Source organism: Pseudoalteromonas sp. SMS1, assembly GCF_021530565.1.
In the GTDB taxonomy this organism is placed as follows: Bacteria; Pseudomonadota; Gammaproteobacteria; order Enterobacterales; family Alteromonadaceae; genus Pseudoalteromonas.
The window spans coordinates 120,106-134,490 of the sequence record NZ_JAKGBI010000001.1 but is presented as its reverse complement, the minus strand read 5'-3'; the positions used below and the strand labels follow the sequence as shown (position 1 = coordinate 134,490).

At 43.4% G+C, this 14,385-nt stretch carries 20 protein-coding genes; 4 read left to right on the top strand and 16 right to left on the bottom strand.

The features are described from left to right. Positions 1-2: 2 nt before the first annotated feature. From L1286_RS00570 to L1286_RS00540, 7 genes are read right to left on the bottom strand one after another with little or no spacing between them, the layout of a single operon-like run. Complete coding sequence (locus L1286_RS00570; RefSeq protein ID WP_235404944.1) at positions 3-266, bottom strand: hypothetical protein; 264 nt, start codon at positions 264-266, stop codon at positions 3-5. A gap of 7 nt (positions 267-273) precedes the next feature. Next, on the bottom strand, positions 274-888 hold the full coding sequence (locus L1286_RS00565) for a DUF3164 family protein (protein WP_235404943.1): 615 nt from the start codon (positions 886-888) through the stop codon (positions 274-276). Between the two features lie 4 nt (positions 889-892). Then, positions 893-2,365, bottom strand: a complete 1,473-nt coding sequence (locus L1286_RS00560; RefSeq protein WP_235404942.1) for a phage portal protein family protein — start codon at positions 2,363-2,365, stop codon at positions 893-895. Further along, entirely contained in the window at positions 2,358-4,100 is a 1,743-nt protein-coding gene (locus tag L1286_RS00555) for a hypothetical protein (RefSeq protein ID WP_235404941.1), read from the bottom strand. The genes L1286_RS00560 and L1286_RS00555 overlap by 8 nt, the downstream gene beginning before the upstream one ends. Further along, positions 4,100-4,600, bottom strand: a complete 501-nt coding sequence (locus tag L1286_RS00550; protein WP_063373737.1) for a DUF1804 family protein — start codon at positions 4,598-4,600, stop codon at positions 4,100-4,102. Before L1286_RS00550 ends, L1286_RS00555 begins: the two co-directional genes overlap by 1 nt. Then, entirely contained in the window at positions 4,600-4,851 is a 252-nt protein-coding gene (locus L1286_RS00545; RefSeq protein WP_063365117.1) for a hypothetical protein, read from the bottom strand. Before L1286_RS00545 ends, L1286_RS00550 begins: the two co-directional genes overlap by 1 nt. Then, positions 4,841-5,257 carry a glycoside hydrolase family protein gene (locus L1286_RS00540; protein WP_235404940.1) on the bottom strand — a complete coding sequence of 139 codons (417 nt, stop codon included), beginning with the start codon at positions 5,255-5,257 and terminating at the stop codon, positions 4,841-4,843. Before L1286_RS00540 ends, L1286_RS00545 begins: the two co-directional genes overlap by 11 nt. Before the next feature lie 376 nt (positions 5,258-5,633). On the opposite strand from L1286_RS00540, the gene L1286_RS00535 reads away from it, so the two are divergent. After that, positions 5,634-6,281, top strand: coding sequence for a hypothetical protein (locus L1286_RS00535; RefSeq protein ID WP_235404939.1), 648 nt, complete (start codon positions 5,634-5,636; stop codon positions 6,279-6,281). Between the two features lie 129 nt (positions 6,282-6,410). Further along, a complete protein-coding gene (locus L1286_RS00530) occupies positions 6,411-6,938 on the top strand; it encodes a hypothetical protein (RefSeq protein ID WP_235404938.1) in 528 nt (175 codons plus the stop codon). A 250-nt stretch (positions 6,939-7,188) separates the two neighbouring features. Here the strand turns inward: L1286_RS00530 and L1286_RS00525 are convergent, their stop codons facing one another. From L1286_RS00525 to L1286_RS00485, 9 genes are all read right to left on the bottom strand, one after another. Further along, positions 7,189-7,605, bottom strand: coding sequence for a Mor transcription activator family protein (locus L1286_RS00525; protein ID WP_235404937.1), 417 nt, complete (start codon positions 7,603-7,605; stop codon positions 7,189-7,191). Next, positions 7,598-7,789 carry a hypothetical protein gene (locus tag L1286_RS00520; RefSeq protein ID WP_235404936.1) on the bottom strand — a complete coding sequence of 64 codons (192 nt, stop codon included), beginning with the start codon at positions 7,787-7,789 and terminating at the stop codon, positions 7,598-7,600. The genes L1286_RS00525 and L1286_RS00520 overlap by 8 nt, the downstream gene beginning before the upstream one ends. Then, the gene (locus tag L1286_RS00515) at positions 7,782-8,168 is read right to left on the bottom strand and encodes a phage protein GemA/Gp16 family protein (protein ID WP_235404935.1); all 387 of its coding nucleotides are present in this window, start codon (positions 8,166-8,168) and stop codon (positions 7,782-7,784) included. The genes L1286_RS00520 and L1286_RS00515 overlap by 8 nt, the downstream gene beginning before the upstream one ends. Then, positions 8,165-8,521, bottom strand: coding sequence for a hypothetical protein (locus L1286_RS00510; protein WP_235404934.1), 357 nt, complete (start codon positions 8,519-8,521; stop codon positions 8,165-8,167). Before L1286_RS00510 ends, L1286_RS00515 begins: the two co-directional genes overlap by 4 nt. Positions 8,522-8,568: 47 nt before the next feature. After that, positions 8,569-9,807: an AAA family ATPase gene (locus L1286_RS00505; RefSeq protein ID WP_235404933.1), complete on the bottom strand. Its 1,239-nt coding sequence runs from the start codon at positions 9,805-9,807 to the stop codon at positions 8,569-8,571. Continuing rightward, positions 9,800-11,446 (bottom strand): Mu transposase C-terminal domain-containing protein, encoded by a 1,647-nt coding sequence (locus L1286_RS00500; RefSeq protein WP_235404932.1) that lies wholly within the window; start codon positions 11,444-11,446, stop codon positions 9,800-9,802. The genes L1286_RS00505 and L1286_RS00500 overlap by 8 nt, the downstream gene beginning before the upstream one ends. Next, the gene (locus L1286_RS00495; protein WP_235404931.1) at positions 11,446-12,345 is read right to left on the bottom strand and encodes a hypothetical protein; all 900 of its coding nucleotides are present in this window, start codon (positions 12,343-12,345) and stop codon (positions 11,446-11,448) included. The genes L1286_RS00500 and L1286_RS00495 overlap by 1 nt, the downstream gene beginning before the upstream one ends. Before the next feature lie 61 nt (positions 12,346-12,406). Further along, positions 12,407-12,829, bottom strand: a complete 423-nt coding sequence (locus tag L1286_RS00490) for a hypothetical protein (RefSeq protein WP_235404930.1) — start codon at positions 12,827-12,829, stop codon at positions 12,407-12,409. Positions 12,830-12,867: 38 nt separating this feature from the next. After that, positions 12,868-13,182, bottom strand: a complete 315-nt coding sequence (locus tag L1286_RS00485) for a hypothetical protein (protein ID WP_235404929.1) — start codon at positions 13,180-13,182, stop codon at positions 12,868-12,870. 139 nt (positions 13,183-13,321) lie between these two features. On the opposite strand from L1286_RS00485, the gene L1286_RS00480 reads away from it, so the two are divergent. Then, positions 13,322-13,816 (top strand): hypothetical protein, encoded by a 495-nt coding sequence (locus tag L1286_RS00480; RefSeq protein WP_063380128.1) that lies wholly within the window; start codon positions 13,322-13,324, stop codon positions 13,814-13,816. Between the two features lie 10 nt (positions 13,817-13,826). Next, complete coding sequence (locus tag L1286_RS00475; RefSeq protein ID WP_235404928.1) at positions 13,827-14,348, top strand: hypothetical protein; 522 nt, start codon at positions 13,827-13,829, stop codon at positions 14,346-14,348. Positions 14,349-14,385: the final 37 nt, after the last annotated feature.

The window sequence follows — 14,385 nt, the reverse complement described above, 5'->3', positions numbered from 1 at the left end:
TTTTAATACGTCTCAAACCCTTCGCACTTTAGAATGAAATTGATATACATTTTCTTGATCTCTGGTCTCCAATCAAGCTCGCAAGTTTCCATAAAAGCCGCAATAGCTCTAGCTTGTTTAGCAGTTGCAAAAATGGGGTCGTTCGTTGGAGGGGGGTAATTAAGTATCTCTGCTATTTCTTTTATTTTAAATAGCGCGAAAACAGTTTGATTAGGCGCTCCAAAGTTAAAGCAATCATTATTTTTAGGAATAAATTCTACAGTCATTTTTATCTCACAACTTAGCGATATCCAAAGAAATTGCTTGATCAGCGCCCTGCTCATCCCGCTTATAAAACCGGATAAATCGACTGCTATCTATGGTGGTTACAGACTCAGCAATGATGTCCATCGCTTTTTGCCATTTCCCCGATTCGTCTTGAATTTCTAACTTACGTAAACCCAAAATACGCTGCGGATTGATGGTGCCTTGCTTGTCAGTAGAGAACACTTTGTTGACGATAGCTTTGATATTTTGATTGCCGCCTTCGGTCCAATCACTGATGCATTTATCTATCATTTCTTTGGCGATTTGTAGCTCAGGACCCAGTTCAATTCGCTCCTGAATTTGTATTTTCACCGACAACGAATGGTCAAAAGAACGCAGTGTTAAATTGCCTTTTTTGCCACCTAAATTCACGCCATGTTCCTGTGCTAGCAGCTCTAAAAAATCGTCTGCTTCTTCCATTTGTTGGTGCTTAAAATCGGCGAGCTCTTGTTGCTGTTTCTCTGCAAGAGTTATGGCTTTTTTTACAAATTCGTCCTTTATTAGGTCAGTTTGCTTCACGTTCACGAGTGCAACTAAGTTGCCTTTACCATCTTTTAAAAAGCCTTCGGGTATTGCATTCATACGGTTAAATCTCCTGTTGATTCGCCTCATTCATTCCTTGTAAAACCTCTAATTCAAGGGCCTTTGTGGCAACTTCTGCTAAGGCTGAGTTAGATATATTTGGGAACTCATTGAGGATGTTTTGTTTTAGTTCGTCGAGGTTGTTTGCTTGTTTAGCAAACTCAAAAATCTTCTTTATTTCGGCGTCAGTTGCCTGGTCAAACTCATCAAAATTAGGGATGTCAGCGCCCTGTTTGTCACTCGAAAAGTCTTGCTTTGGTGCGCTAGCAATGCCTTGGCCGTCGTCTTTTATTTCTAACAGTTCTTCGCCTTTTTGAGGCTTTGGAATGCCCAATGTCTTGTAAACGTAGTCTTCCGAAACAGGCACCATTTTGGCTGATTCACGAATGACGTTAACCGTTTCTAGGTTGATCTCTTTCTTGTCTCGCCAGACATATTTAGGTGGTTCACCCCCATCAAAATTCACTTTATGGATGGTTTCGAGTAGTTGATTTCGATAGCCAGACACAAGCGCCCTATCAGCGCGTTGGTTTTCACCTGCGCGTTTAGCGTGTGTCTCACTGGCTGCGCGCGCACCGGCTTTTTGCTCTGTGGCAAGCGTTTGTGATGTGAGGGCTTTACTCATTTCCGAGTTACATAGGTTGATAAGCTGCAACTGGACTGGCTCACCTGACATTTTGCTTTCGATAATGTCTAAACTCGCGTCATCTGGTATGACGGCAATACCTTCAGTTATTAACTTCGCTAAGCCTTCCAGCAGCTCACCAATTTTATCGTCTTGTGTGCCTATGGGATATTTCCCAACGGGAAAAGGCACACCAAAGCGCTCACACAACTGTACAAAAAACTTAAAGCCACCGTGCTTAAACATCCAAGGCCAAAAGCAGCTACTTAAAAGCGCAATACCATATGGGTTTTTGGCCTCTGGCATATGCCTAACACATGTCCAGCGGTCTTCATTTATGGGTTCGCCTTCGGGGTTTTCGCGGGTTTTAACTAGGAGCTCGTGATCTGAATTAAAAGCAAAGCGCCCCGTTGGCCATTGCTCAATCGTACTAGGTACCCAGGCATTGTCGCTTTTCTCAAACTTGCCTAAATGCGTGACCGCAAAGCCATGTAAAATCGCGCTGTAGTTGTGCCAATCGATGTCCATCCACTGTGTATTTTTAGCAGGGTTTGCGGCCATCAAATTTTTTGCATTCTCAAAGCTTTTCATGCTAGCGCTATCATCACCGCCTGGCACAAGTTCCGCATTAAATGCGAACATACCAGAGCGCAAACTGCGCAGTTCGCCAATTACATGAGCATCACGAGCAATCTCGTCATATATTAGCGAGCTTTTACCAGCCTTGCGCAGTATAGGATCTGGATTAGGTAGTTCACGCATCATGGCCCATAAAGCTGGGTCTGTTTTGCTCATGCTGAAGGCTTTTTGTAGTGCGCGATATCCTTTGTATGAAAGGTGGGGTTTAGACATGATAGCCCCCTATTGATTTGGTTACTTTTTTGCTTCTTACCTTGGGAATACCGCCCGCACCGGTACTGGCTACCATCCACAACAGCGTGAGTGCACAGCTTAAATCGTAATGGTGGTTGCTCTGTTTCTCGGGCCAGCTTTCTAATTCATCCATAAGTAATCGCGTGCGCCGAGTATGAAAAAGAATCTGTGCAGGTTCGTTGATCACAAAGGGCTCTAACCCCTCGATGCGTTCTTCTTGTGGTACGGTGGCCGTAATACCTCTAAGCGGCAGTGCAACGCCTTGGTCCAATGCATCTTTGATGTAGGTTTGGCGCATAAAATCAAAGGCGTTATTGTTTTCAAAGCCCCATACTAAACAGTTGTATTCAACTTGTAGTTTAATCAAATCTTTTAAAAGCCGACTGGGGCCGCGTACTTTTCGGCTTTCATATTCTAGGTGTAATTGACCTAAACCTTTGGCCCAAAAACCTACAAGCAAAGCGCTTGGATCGGCGCTGGCCGTTTTGCCCATGCTTGGGTCACATGCACCATAGGGTGTCCATAGGTTTAAGCGGTTTACCCAAGTATCAAACCGATAAAAGATCTGTTCTTCGTCCGACTTGGCAATGCCTTGCATCTCTCGATTAAATTCACGTTTATTGGATGCCCACATCACCATAAGGTCATACAAAGACCGAACGCTTGGCCAGCTGGTTTTTGCGGCTTTAGACATTTGCCTTTTGTTCTTAATCCAAAACTTAAAGCTGGGCTTTTCTTCCTTAGAAACAGCTCGACCTTTGGCTGCTGTTTTTTTCTCAAACTCTTTGTCTTTGTAAAGCATGAGCTCACGGCATTGCTCCCATAAATCCATTCTTTCTGGAAACTGTGAAATGGCCTTAAATCTATGAACTAAATGGCCAGGTGCATGCTCAGCACGAGAGATGGGGTCGTCGCTATTGAGTACGGTGTTAACGCCTAAGAATTTAACCGAGCCATCTGGTGGGCCTAAGTACTGTACAGCGGCTTCAAGAAATGCCCAACGGCTATCCCTTTCTGTTGCTGAGCGTGCTTCTTTATCGGTGATGATATCATCGGCCAGCAATAACTTAGGGCGGCTTGCGCCATGGAATGCCCCCCTAACAGACTGATCAGCACCACGGCTCTCAAAGCGAACGCCTTGTGCAGTAACAAACTCACCAATTTTCCAAACCGGAGATGTTTGGCAAACCTCGGGAAAGTCGAGCATTAAGTTACCATTGTTTAGCAGTTCGGTTTTAACCACCTCTAGTGTTTTAGCGGGCATTTTGGCTTCAGCGCCAAACAAAATGGCGTAATCTATAAAGAGCTCAGGCTTTATAAGACCTAGTTCGTTGCATACTGTTTCGTCTTGAAGTAACGCCAATACGGCTACATAAACAGGTGCGAGTTTAACGCCAAGTGTTGATTTCCCTTCGCCTCTGGGCGCTACAAACCAGTTTTTCCAACCGTTTTCTAACGCAATGGCTTCAGGAAACCAGTCCATAAAATACTGTTGGAATTCACTGGGCGTTTGGCCTTCATCCAACCACATATGGTGGGGAAAATACGTATAAACGAAGAACTCAAAATCGCCGCCTAATACGCGCTGTCTTCGCTCTAAAATGGCTTCGGGGCTTGGGTCAATATCGCGCTGCTTAGCTTCAATATCAATTCGTAGCGCAGCTGTAATTTGCTCTAGTTCTTCTAAAAACTCTTTGTTGCTAATATCAGCCATTAGTCGTCCAACATGCTACTAAGTTGAGGACCAAACGCGGTCAAAATCTCTACCAATTGCTGCGCATAATCAGGGTGATATTTAGATACAAAGCTTGCTAGCTTTTTAAGTACATCGGCAGCAACTGCACGCTTTTCAATAGACTTATTACCGCCGCTGAGCTTCATGATTTTTGTGTATGTATCACTGAGTTGATTAAGGGCTTTAATACGGCCATCAATAGATAGCCCTTCGTCTTGTTTGATTAGCTCAAAGGTCGCGTTAGTTTGAATGGTAAACTCTTCAATAAAGTCTTGGGTAAATTCACCCGCAGGGCCTGTTGCTTTGCGTGCAGCTGCACGGGCTAAGTCCCAGTCATCACCCGCTGCTTTGGCCTCACTTTTCCAGCGCCTCGCTGTGCTGTCTGCAACGGTGTGTTTAATCGCAGCAACCGATAAGGCTAAAAGTTCACTCACATAGCTGTGCCGCACCGCATTCTTTTTATCTTCTGGGTGCGCCATCAAGAGCCCCCACCGAGTTTTAACGCTTCAGCCGCTATGGCTACGACTAACCCAGCGCCACCACCCATCGATGCAATTTTAATTCGGTTGTGCGTTACCTTGTCTTCGATTTTCTCAACACGTGTTTCAAGTTTATCTACGCGGGCATTGAGGTCTGTTTTAATCTGTCTAACTTCGTTCAATATAGAGGTTTGAGTAGCTTGTATCTGGCCGATAGACTGGAACAGCTGATTCTCTTGTTCAGGCGTCATACCATTCCCCAGTCTTCATCTGCTCAGTTAACTGTTCAGCGCGTTCGCCTACTTGCACAGCCCAGCGGCTATCGAACATTTCAATTGCAGCTTTATCCCAATCACCGTGTTCTACGGCGGCGATGGTTTTTTTAAAAGCCAGCAAGCCATGAATGCCAAGATTAAAGGCCATGTTTATCAGAACCGCTTTGCGGGCGGGGTTACATTTTGAGGTATCGATGTGCTTTTCTACTTGGGCAGTAAAATCGGCAATATCGTTGTTAAGTAGGTAGTTGATTTCGTCGTCAGTCAGCCCTCTATGTTCAAGGTTTCTGCCAACGCCTATCGATTGGTAGCCACCAGGGCAAACATAAACAGTATGCTCGTATCCTTCATGGCCAATGAGTTGTTGTTTTAGTTTTTCCATGCCATTTCCACATGTGGTTGATCACATGGCTAGTTTGGCAAATTAGAGGTGAGAAATTAGGTGTAAAATGTTTTACGGCGCTTTGAAGTAAAGCCGATATATTAGGCTAAAGCAAAAATTTGGCTGCCGCAACCCTCGTTATTTGAGAGCGTTGCTTTTCAGCTCCCTAACTAGCAACTTGCCCTGCAGTTATGGAGACGACCAAATGGTTCGTGTTTATATATTTGGGAAATCACTATGACCATAAAATGGTGATATATAGCAACATGTTATTATTTATGTTAAAACTGGACCAGTCAGTTAAATGATCCAACTAGTGTCAGAAAAACAACCCATTGGGTCGATATTAAATTGTTATGTTTCATAAGGAGCCAGAGTGAGACGATTATCTGCAATTTTAATTCTATTATGTATCGTATATTTTGTGGGCGGCTGGATTGCCGTACATTTTGATGTCTTTGATAAAGAGGTTTACTTTTCGTATGCAGGTATTGTTGGTGGTTTGGCGTCTGTTGTCGGCCTGTTTGCATTTACAAAGCCAGCTTTAACCAAAACTGATCTTCAAGAAATTGAGATGGATTCACTCAGATCTATAGCAAAAACCACAGAAGAGCTGAGTAATTTAGAAAAAACCAGAGAAAAAACAAAAGAAGAGCTTGATGACTTAGCGGTACAAAAGAAAGAAATGGAATTGCTAGTTAAAAAAGCTAGCTTAGCTTTGTTCTTGAAAGAGCAGTACTCTCATCATGAAAAGAAAATAATTGAAGAAATCTCCACGAACACTCACTTAAACGAAAATATTGAGAAATTGAAAGAAGTATCTCAGAAGTTAGGTGCACTTAACGAAGAAATAGATGCCGACCCTAACGTAAATCAGCTTAAAGAAATATTAAGTACTGCTAGTCGTAGAGAGCCAACTTTAGATGATGCTATTGAAGAGATGCCGCCCTTTACAAAAATGTTATTCATTACAGCACGAGAGTTAGGCTTAGCTATTGGAAATCTAGCCCGCGCAATAAAATGAAACATAACAAACGCTTTGGCCACAAAGGACGAAAAAAAGCAGGCTTGCGCTCCTTCGTCGCTAATTTCAGCCTGCTATTTCACGCCGGTTAGGCAAGCGTTATGTAATTCATTAGTATAGAGATTTTCTATGGATTTAGATTCGATAGCAAAAATTGCTGGTGTCTTAGGCTTTATCATAAGTGTAATGACTTTTGCTCTAACTCGATATGAAAGAAGGGCTAAGTGTGTTGTTGAAATTTGTATCGGTGATACCAGTCAATTTCGTGACGAATTATGCTCAGAAGATTATGATGAGCTCATTAAAATTAGGGTTACAAATATTGGTGGCTCTTCTGTAATTCTTAAAGCGGAATCGTTCTTTTTCGCCGCATTGGATAATAAGACAGTTTCTTATCAAGGAAAAATAGATTGGCTAGGGTTAGATAGTTTACCGTCTCCTCTTAACCCTGGTGAATCATGTGAAGTAGCTGTTTTTACAGATTCTTTGCTAGAGATATTAAGTTTCAGTAAACTCGATAAATACTGTAATACATCTGATGCAATGAAAACAAATGTCGATATAGTCGCTGGTGTTAAGGACTTAAGTAATAAGACGTACATTAGCAAAGGCTTTAAATATTTTTATTACGTAAATGCGCTAGAAAGAATTACATAACAAACTGTTGAAGAGTTACTCGCAACACGTGGCATTTTTACCATGCGTTGGTTTTAGTGTTTGTGGCGTTAAGAACTACCGCTTCTGGCACACAGCTGCCCTTCACCTCTAACGCGTTTATGTCCAAAAATGAGTTAGGGGGAGTTTGCTTTGGAACATTTTTTCCTTAGCGAAAATAAAATCTGATACGCCATATTCAAGAATCAAAGAAACCAGCCCCCACACCTAACAACGAAGGCTGATCACACACCTACAACTTCAACTCCATCTGCTTATGCGCATCGCCAACTAAAATCGGTGCGCCATCGGCTTCGGAGGTCACTATTAAGTTGATCATTTGTCTGGTCAACTTATAGCGTCTTACTAAATTTTGGACTGAAACGCCCTTTTTAAACTCCTGTCTTATCTTGATGTTTCTTAGCTGGATTAAAATCTTGTCCAACTTTGGTATTTGGTAAGTACTACCTGCATGGTTAGATAACGCCCTTGCCATATCAACGCTAAACCGCTTACAAAATTCGTGATTAGGCGTTGGCTTATCGGGAATAAAAAACAAGTTGCCCTGCTCTTCACTTAAGGCTTTTACTGCATCATCCAGCCCCATAGTTACGACAAATAATCTAAGCCCATGTGGTAGCAAAGACACATCTAGTTCAGGCTCAGCCATCGTCTAATTCCTCTAGGAGCCACTCAATGCTGAACTCATTTGATGCAGCTTGCATTTCTCTTGTTTCATCCCATTTGGTCCTAAGCTTATCAATACGCTGAATACTCGGCGGTAAGTTGTCGTATTGCGCTTCTTCAAAAAGCGGCCTGTCTGGGTTGATAACAATTGATTCGCCTTTAGGCATGATTCGTCTCCTTACGATTTAACCACTGTTTTAAAATCTCAGTCACTGCTTGCCAGTGACCTTCGGCATTATATAGGCGCTTACCGTCACAAAACTTCTCACAAAAGGCATCACATGCTTGTTTTGAGTCTTGTTTCACTTTTCCTGCACGGGCCAACTGGCCCCAAAGGCTATAAATCAGTTTGAGCTGCTTTGGCATTTCTTGCTTAGGGACCATTTGCTGATAACGCTTGAGTAGTGCTCGTTGCTGGTTTTGAGTCAGCCCCGTACAGCTATTGGTCAGCCCGCCACTAATTTGCTTCACGTTTTTTACATGGCATACCTGGTCAATGCCTGCCGCCCGTTGCGCAGTTTTTATTGCTTTAATCATCGGGTTCATGCTGCTTTCTCCACGCGCTCTACATGGTGCTCTGGAAATACCGCAAATTCCTCAATATCAAAGTCCCAAGGTTTAGTGTCATCAATGCATAAAGTCGCTATGTGCCCAAAACGGTTGGTAAATTCTTTGGTAAAACTTACCGTTAAATTAACCTTGGCTATCTGCTTACACTGATATAACCTTTGCCCTAGGAAAATACAAAACGCCGCAGGCACATTGCCGTTTACGCCATCTAAAATGGTCCCGCTTGGGTCCTCTGTGGCTAAAACACTTAGCATGTGTTGGTCGGTTAGCGTGTCGTTTAATACAAAATGACCGCCAAAGGTATGGTGATATATCTTTACTCTTAACATGGTGTTTTCCTTAATTAATGAGCCCAGTTGCAGCTAGGCTCGTTGTTTTATACAGCTTGTTGATTCAGTACATTGGCGAAGATTGAGTTCACCAAGAGCTTGTCTAACTTTTTGTTTGGGTTTTTCCGGCTGTGACTCAGGATGTGAGGGAGCAGGTTTTCGACTAGGAGCCTTGAGTTTCCCTCTACCCTTTTATGCAACCACTGCCACCATTGTTCATCATCAGACTCAAGCGGCACTGTGCCTTGGGTTAACTCGTTAAATAGGTTTTTGATATCTTCAATTGGCACTTCACCAATGGGTTTTGGCCAAAAGCACACACGAGACGAAATTAACTCGTAACGCTCATTGGTTTGTAACTTATCGACTAACTGGATGTTTCCAATCAAACACACCCCCACCTTTGCAGCATCCGAAATGGTCCTAAGCGGGTCTAACGCACTTGGCTTACACTTGTCGGCCTCGTCTAACAGGATGATGCGCTCTGTGTTCTCGATAGTTCTAACAATGTTCTCGATGTTTTTAGCGACACTTGGCTTTCTGGGCAAACCTAAAGAGATACACAGTGACTCAATCACTTGTTTACTGGTTGTTTGTTCACTGCCAACAATCAGTATTGCCAGCGGGTTTTCTTCACAGTAGCGCTCCAAACCTTTGCTTTTTCCAATACCAGCTTGGCCTGCGACCACAGAAAAGCGCCTTCTAGCTCTGGCATGCTCACACGCGAGTGCAATCACCTTAGCAACGCTTGTTGGCACAAACGGTACTTCACCGTATCGAATGGTGATAACCTGCCTTTCGTCTGTATCATGGTCGTCAGCAGCATCGGTGCCAGCAGGTGCGACTATGGCATATATGTCATGTAAGTATTTAGTTGGGCTTGCCGCATACTTACCAGAGAGCAACTGGCTAATGGTCGAGGCCGACTTATTAATCTTTTTAGCAATATAAGTGCTGTTAACCCCTTGGTTTACGATGTCTTCATCGGTCATGCGCTTTTTAATACGCGCGACAAGTAACTTGTCATTGGCGTTGTAGCAATCCGAAAAGCCGCTCTCAGTGCTAAATTCTTTGGGGTCAAAGTCGCCAAAAAAGTGCGCCCACAAAACTCCCAATAGCTTTTTAGGATTAATTGGCGATTTGCCAGTCAGTACCGCGTTGACTTGGTTCAAGTCATAGCCCAAGCAATAGTCTTCTGGGCCAAGGGCGTAAAATTCAATTTCTTGGTTTATTAGCTTTACTTGAATTTGTTGCTCGTCGCTGTAATGGCTCGTGAATTTACTCATGAAGGTCTCCTAAATCTATTTGATAATTGGCCTGGGCGGCTTCAAAGTGTTCAACCTCAAAGTCAGAGAGGTCCATGTTTAATACTTCAGGTTCAATGTCAGGAATGGCGTCAACGTCTGCGGCCAGTTCTTCAACGGCGGCTACGTCAATCACACGTTTTTGATCGGCTCTTGCACGCTTTTCAGAAAGCTGGTTTTGAATTCTCTTTTCTTGGCCTTGCAATCGTTTAAGGTCGGCTTCTTCAATTCGGCTTGTTGGCAATGCCTCGACCTTATTTTTAATGCGGCAATTCATAATGAACTCGCCAGTTTGCTCATACAGCACAAGGTAGGTGTCGTCGTGCAAGTCATAACCTGCAACCAGCTCTTTGCCATTAAATTGAAATAAGTAGTCAGCGGTATAAACGCGTTTGTGTAGTTTGATTTGGCCACGGGCCACTTTAACTTTGGTTCTTGGCAGGACCACAAAGTCGGCTATGGCGGGCTGCTCTTGAATAAGCCCTTCTTCCCATACTTGCAAGCGGGTTTTGCCCTTTATTTCAGGGTGTGGGCTGTTGTGGTAATGGTCTAAAAACGCTTTAAACTCGGCTATCCATTGGTCTAAAGATGGCAGCTCGCGCTTGCCTTTTTTAACATCGTTAAGCAGTTTTAGCTTTTCGCGCTCGTTGTGGTCTGGGCCACAGTAACTTTCAAAGCGTTTACCCACGTGCTCTTCCATATGTTTAAAAAAGCGTTCTATCCACTTTGCGCGGGCATTACCTGGTATGGCAAAAATGACTTCAATATCAAACTGGGCATAAACACCACAGCAGTCATCAGACATCATTTTTGACCTATAACCACTGCCGTTATCGACATACAACATGCTAGGAATGTGCTGATGAGTTTGAATCGCACGCGTTAACGCCGTCATGGTGGCAATGGCATTTTCAGACTCGCTAATCTCCCACCCCACAATGCAGCGGCTCGCAACATCTTGAAACGCGGTTAACTCAAAGCGCCATGCCTTGCCTGTTTTTGGGTGTGCCACATACACATCAACTTGGTGGCCGTCGCCGTTATAAATAAAGCCAGGAGCAATATGCTCAGTCGAGCGAATAATAAAGTCTTTGTGCTTTTCGCGGTAAAGCTTTGCGCCCATACGGTAAGGGCTTTGCGGGCCAAGTTCGTGCGGCATACTATTAATAAAACGCCTGACTTGGCTTGCCGTAGCATCAAAACCGAGCTTTTTTAAATCTTCGGCAACCAATGCAAAACTGGGCGAGTTTATACAGTGGTAAAGTTCTAACGCTTTTGCTGCCCATTTAGGCTGCGCGGGCATGCGGCCTTTGTGTTTAGGTAGTAACCCTTCAACGCCTTCAAGTTTATAGGCATTAACCCAATTAAAGGCTGTTGCACGTGTTGGCACTTTGCCAAGGTCGGTCACAGCTTGGTGTATGGCAGGTGTTACCAGCCCACTATTTAATGACTCAATAAGTGCTGTTCTTGCCTTATCAACACTTAAGCCACTAGAGAGCCAATGTTTTACCAGTGCAGTGCGGTTTTGCGCTGTTTTGCGTGCTTTGTCGCTGGCCTCTGACCATGCACTTTGGCTCACAATCGCTGGTAAGTTGTTAAATCTAATCACAGCAGGATGCATTACTTAATCTCCTTGCTTTGCTTGTTGAGTAAAAACTGTTCGAGCAGCCGGTTACGCTCTGTTTCCACGTATTGCCACTCAGCTTTGGTAAATTTCGGTAGGTGCTCTATGCCTTCAATGTGCCCAGCAAACTCGCCACTTAAACGTTCAAGCGCGGTGCCTATTTGGGTGTAGATTGCAGCCCACGTGTGATGCAGTACTTGTGCAGCACTTACGCGCGAATCTAAGTCCAATTGGCGGTTGTCACACAATTGCGTGATCTGTGTAATGGTGTTTACGAGCGCTTCATTTAATAGCTCGGTATTACAAATGGCGTCTTTACGTATCTCACTAATAAAAACATGCATGTCAAAACGTACTTGTGGGACCTTACGTAGCTTTTCGTGCTGTAAGTCATTAATGGCTTGAGCCGCTGCTATTTGTAGGTCGTCTCGCTCTTTCATCAAATCAGCAACTTGCTGCTTAATGGCGTTACCCGACGTCTCGGCCAGTACTTCATAGTCTTCATCGTCGAGCTCTTTGAGCGTTTCGATTGGCACTTTAGTAAGTTCGTTAAGTTGGTGTGTGTTCAAATTCAAAATGGACAATTTGTCCACTTTGCTTTTGGGCAAAGCTTTTAGCATTTTCGCTATCGCCATAGCCCTGCTAGCAGTTCGCCTATGGATGCTTTTTTCGTGCAATAAAGAGTTAAAACGCCCATGTTCTGTTTGTGACTTTAGCCAAAGCAACAGTACGCCCATTTTTGCGGCATCTGTGAACTGCCTGTTCGCTAAAAACGCGACTTGGTCCATGCACTCATCAATTGTCGCTGGTAGTTCGACATACAAAACAGATTCAAGCTTACCTATTTGGTACTCGATCTCTTCTGCTGATTCAGGGCAAACTAAGTCAGAACTCATAACAAACTCCGGATTTCAGGCAGATCTTGGTCTTTGATAGGCATGGTTTTAAGCTCCGAAATTAGGTTTTGATTTTGACTGATTCGAGAATGGATTCGCGCTTGTCTTGCAGTTCGCGCATTTGCATCTCACATTCTGAGGCTTCTTGCAGTTTTTTGGCGCGTTCGTCCGAAGCGCTATACATTAATGGCATAAGTAAAATATTGGCGGGTTCAACACTTTTAATAGCCCAACATAAAGCTGGTAGGTACTGAATTGGCATTGATGTAGGTTGGCTTGGTGCAAACCATTTATTAAGCTTGCCTTCGTCTATTTCCACAACTTCTACCTTTAAAGCCTCATTCATACGCCGCGCTAAACCTTGACGAGTAAAACCACACCTGCGCATACATGCATTAACGCATTGACTAAAGTGATGGAGTATTTCGCAATCGGGTGGGATCTCACTCTCTAAAATGTTCATGGAATGTTGGTTCTCAGACATGGTAAAAATCTCCTTAAATTAACCTAGACTTGGTAGTTCTAGAGGTTCATGCTTGGGTCAGGCACAGGCTTTCCAGCCTGAATAGCTTTTATAATTTGCGAGCGCCTATGTGACCGATCTTTTGGGCCTCGTTTTGGCTTGGTGAGGTATTTGTTGCCAAAGACTTCTGTTCGTTTCTTGTTTAATGCTAAGCAGATAGCTTCAGCGATAACGAAAGATTGAACAGCACCTTTTGCAACATTAGCAACGTGTGAATTGGTGACTTGTTTTGCCTTTGCGATATCTTCAATCTGTATGTCTTTGTTTGATAGTTCTTTCTTTATGTCTTCATATGACATTGTTGTGTAAGTCATGTTAGATTTACCTGTGTTGTAAATTAATGTTGGTAACTATGTTTGTCAGTGTTCGTATATTAAGCTAGTGGCAAATATGCTTACTGTCAACTGGAAAGTTATTTTGTTTTTTATTATTGAAAGGTATTGACTGTAAACTATGGTTATCGATAGTATCTCAGAGTCAGAGATTGATCTTGTGATCGAACGCTTGAGAAAAGAGCTTGGCGTTAAGAGTAATCGAGCACTTTCTGAAAAGTTAGGTTTGTCGCATAGTGGTGTTGCTATGGCCAGAAAGAAAGGTACTTTGCCTTATGGACCAATAGTAAACGGCTGTATTCACTATAAGATTTCCTTGGATGAGGTGTTTGGCATTGAAGTAGACCAAGCATCTGGCAGTAGCTCTACGGAAGAAAAAGAACCAACAAAGAGTGAAGAAGTAAGCAGAAATAGTGCTGAAGATGCACTAGCTGCAATCGCGCTTGTTGAACAGATAATAGATGATTTACTTTACCCTAAAAACTTGGATGCAGAGCGTGAACTTCTGATCCGTAAAAAGTTAAGGCCAATGTTAATCGAAAAAACATTTGAGCATAACTTTAACGAAGTCATGGTTAAAACCATTGCGGAAGGAGCGCTCTATATGGCCTTTTAAAGGATAGATTATGATTAAAACAAAACTTGCCACAGCAATGCTCGCGTTTGGATTGCTGTCTGCCCCCTCTCTCGCACTAGAACCATTACCAGACAGAGCGCGTGTACAGCACATGAATACCGATTTGTTACTACCCGATGGCAGCACACTCAATGTTGATGTGTCGTTTGATTGTGGTAGCGACTATCAAAACACCGCTGTTATGGTAATGAGCGACTCTGGCGCTAAGTTAATTGCCGCTGCATACACCCACCTTTACGGCGAAGCCGCTGGCCAAGCGGTTATGGATACCTGGCAAACCAAGCAAAATGCCTCGGACCCACGCAAACCAACTTACCTATTTATCCTCGCTCCACGAGAGCAAGACATCAATTGGAAACCAAATAAAGCGAATAAACTTAACAATTTGTTATCACGTGTTAGTATAAGTGAAACAAATAGTTTGGACCAAGCATCAGAAACTAAACCGCAAATACCTGTAGTATTGGCTGGTTGTGGTGTAAGAAACCATAATTCTCAACAGGTTCAATAACGCATTTATGGGGTGAAGGTTCACCCCTTAGCAGGAA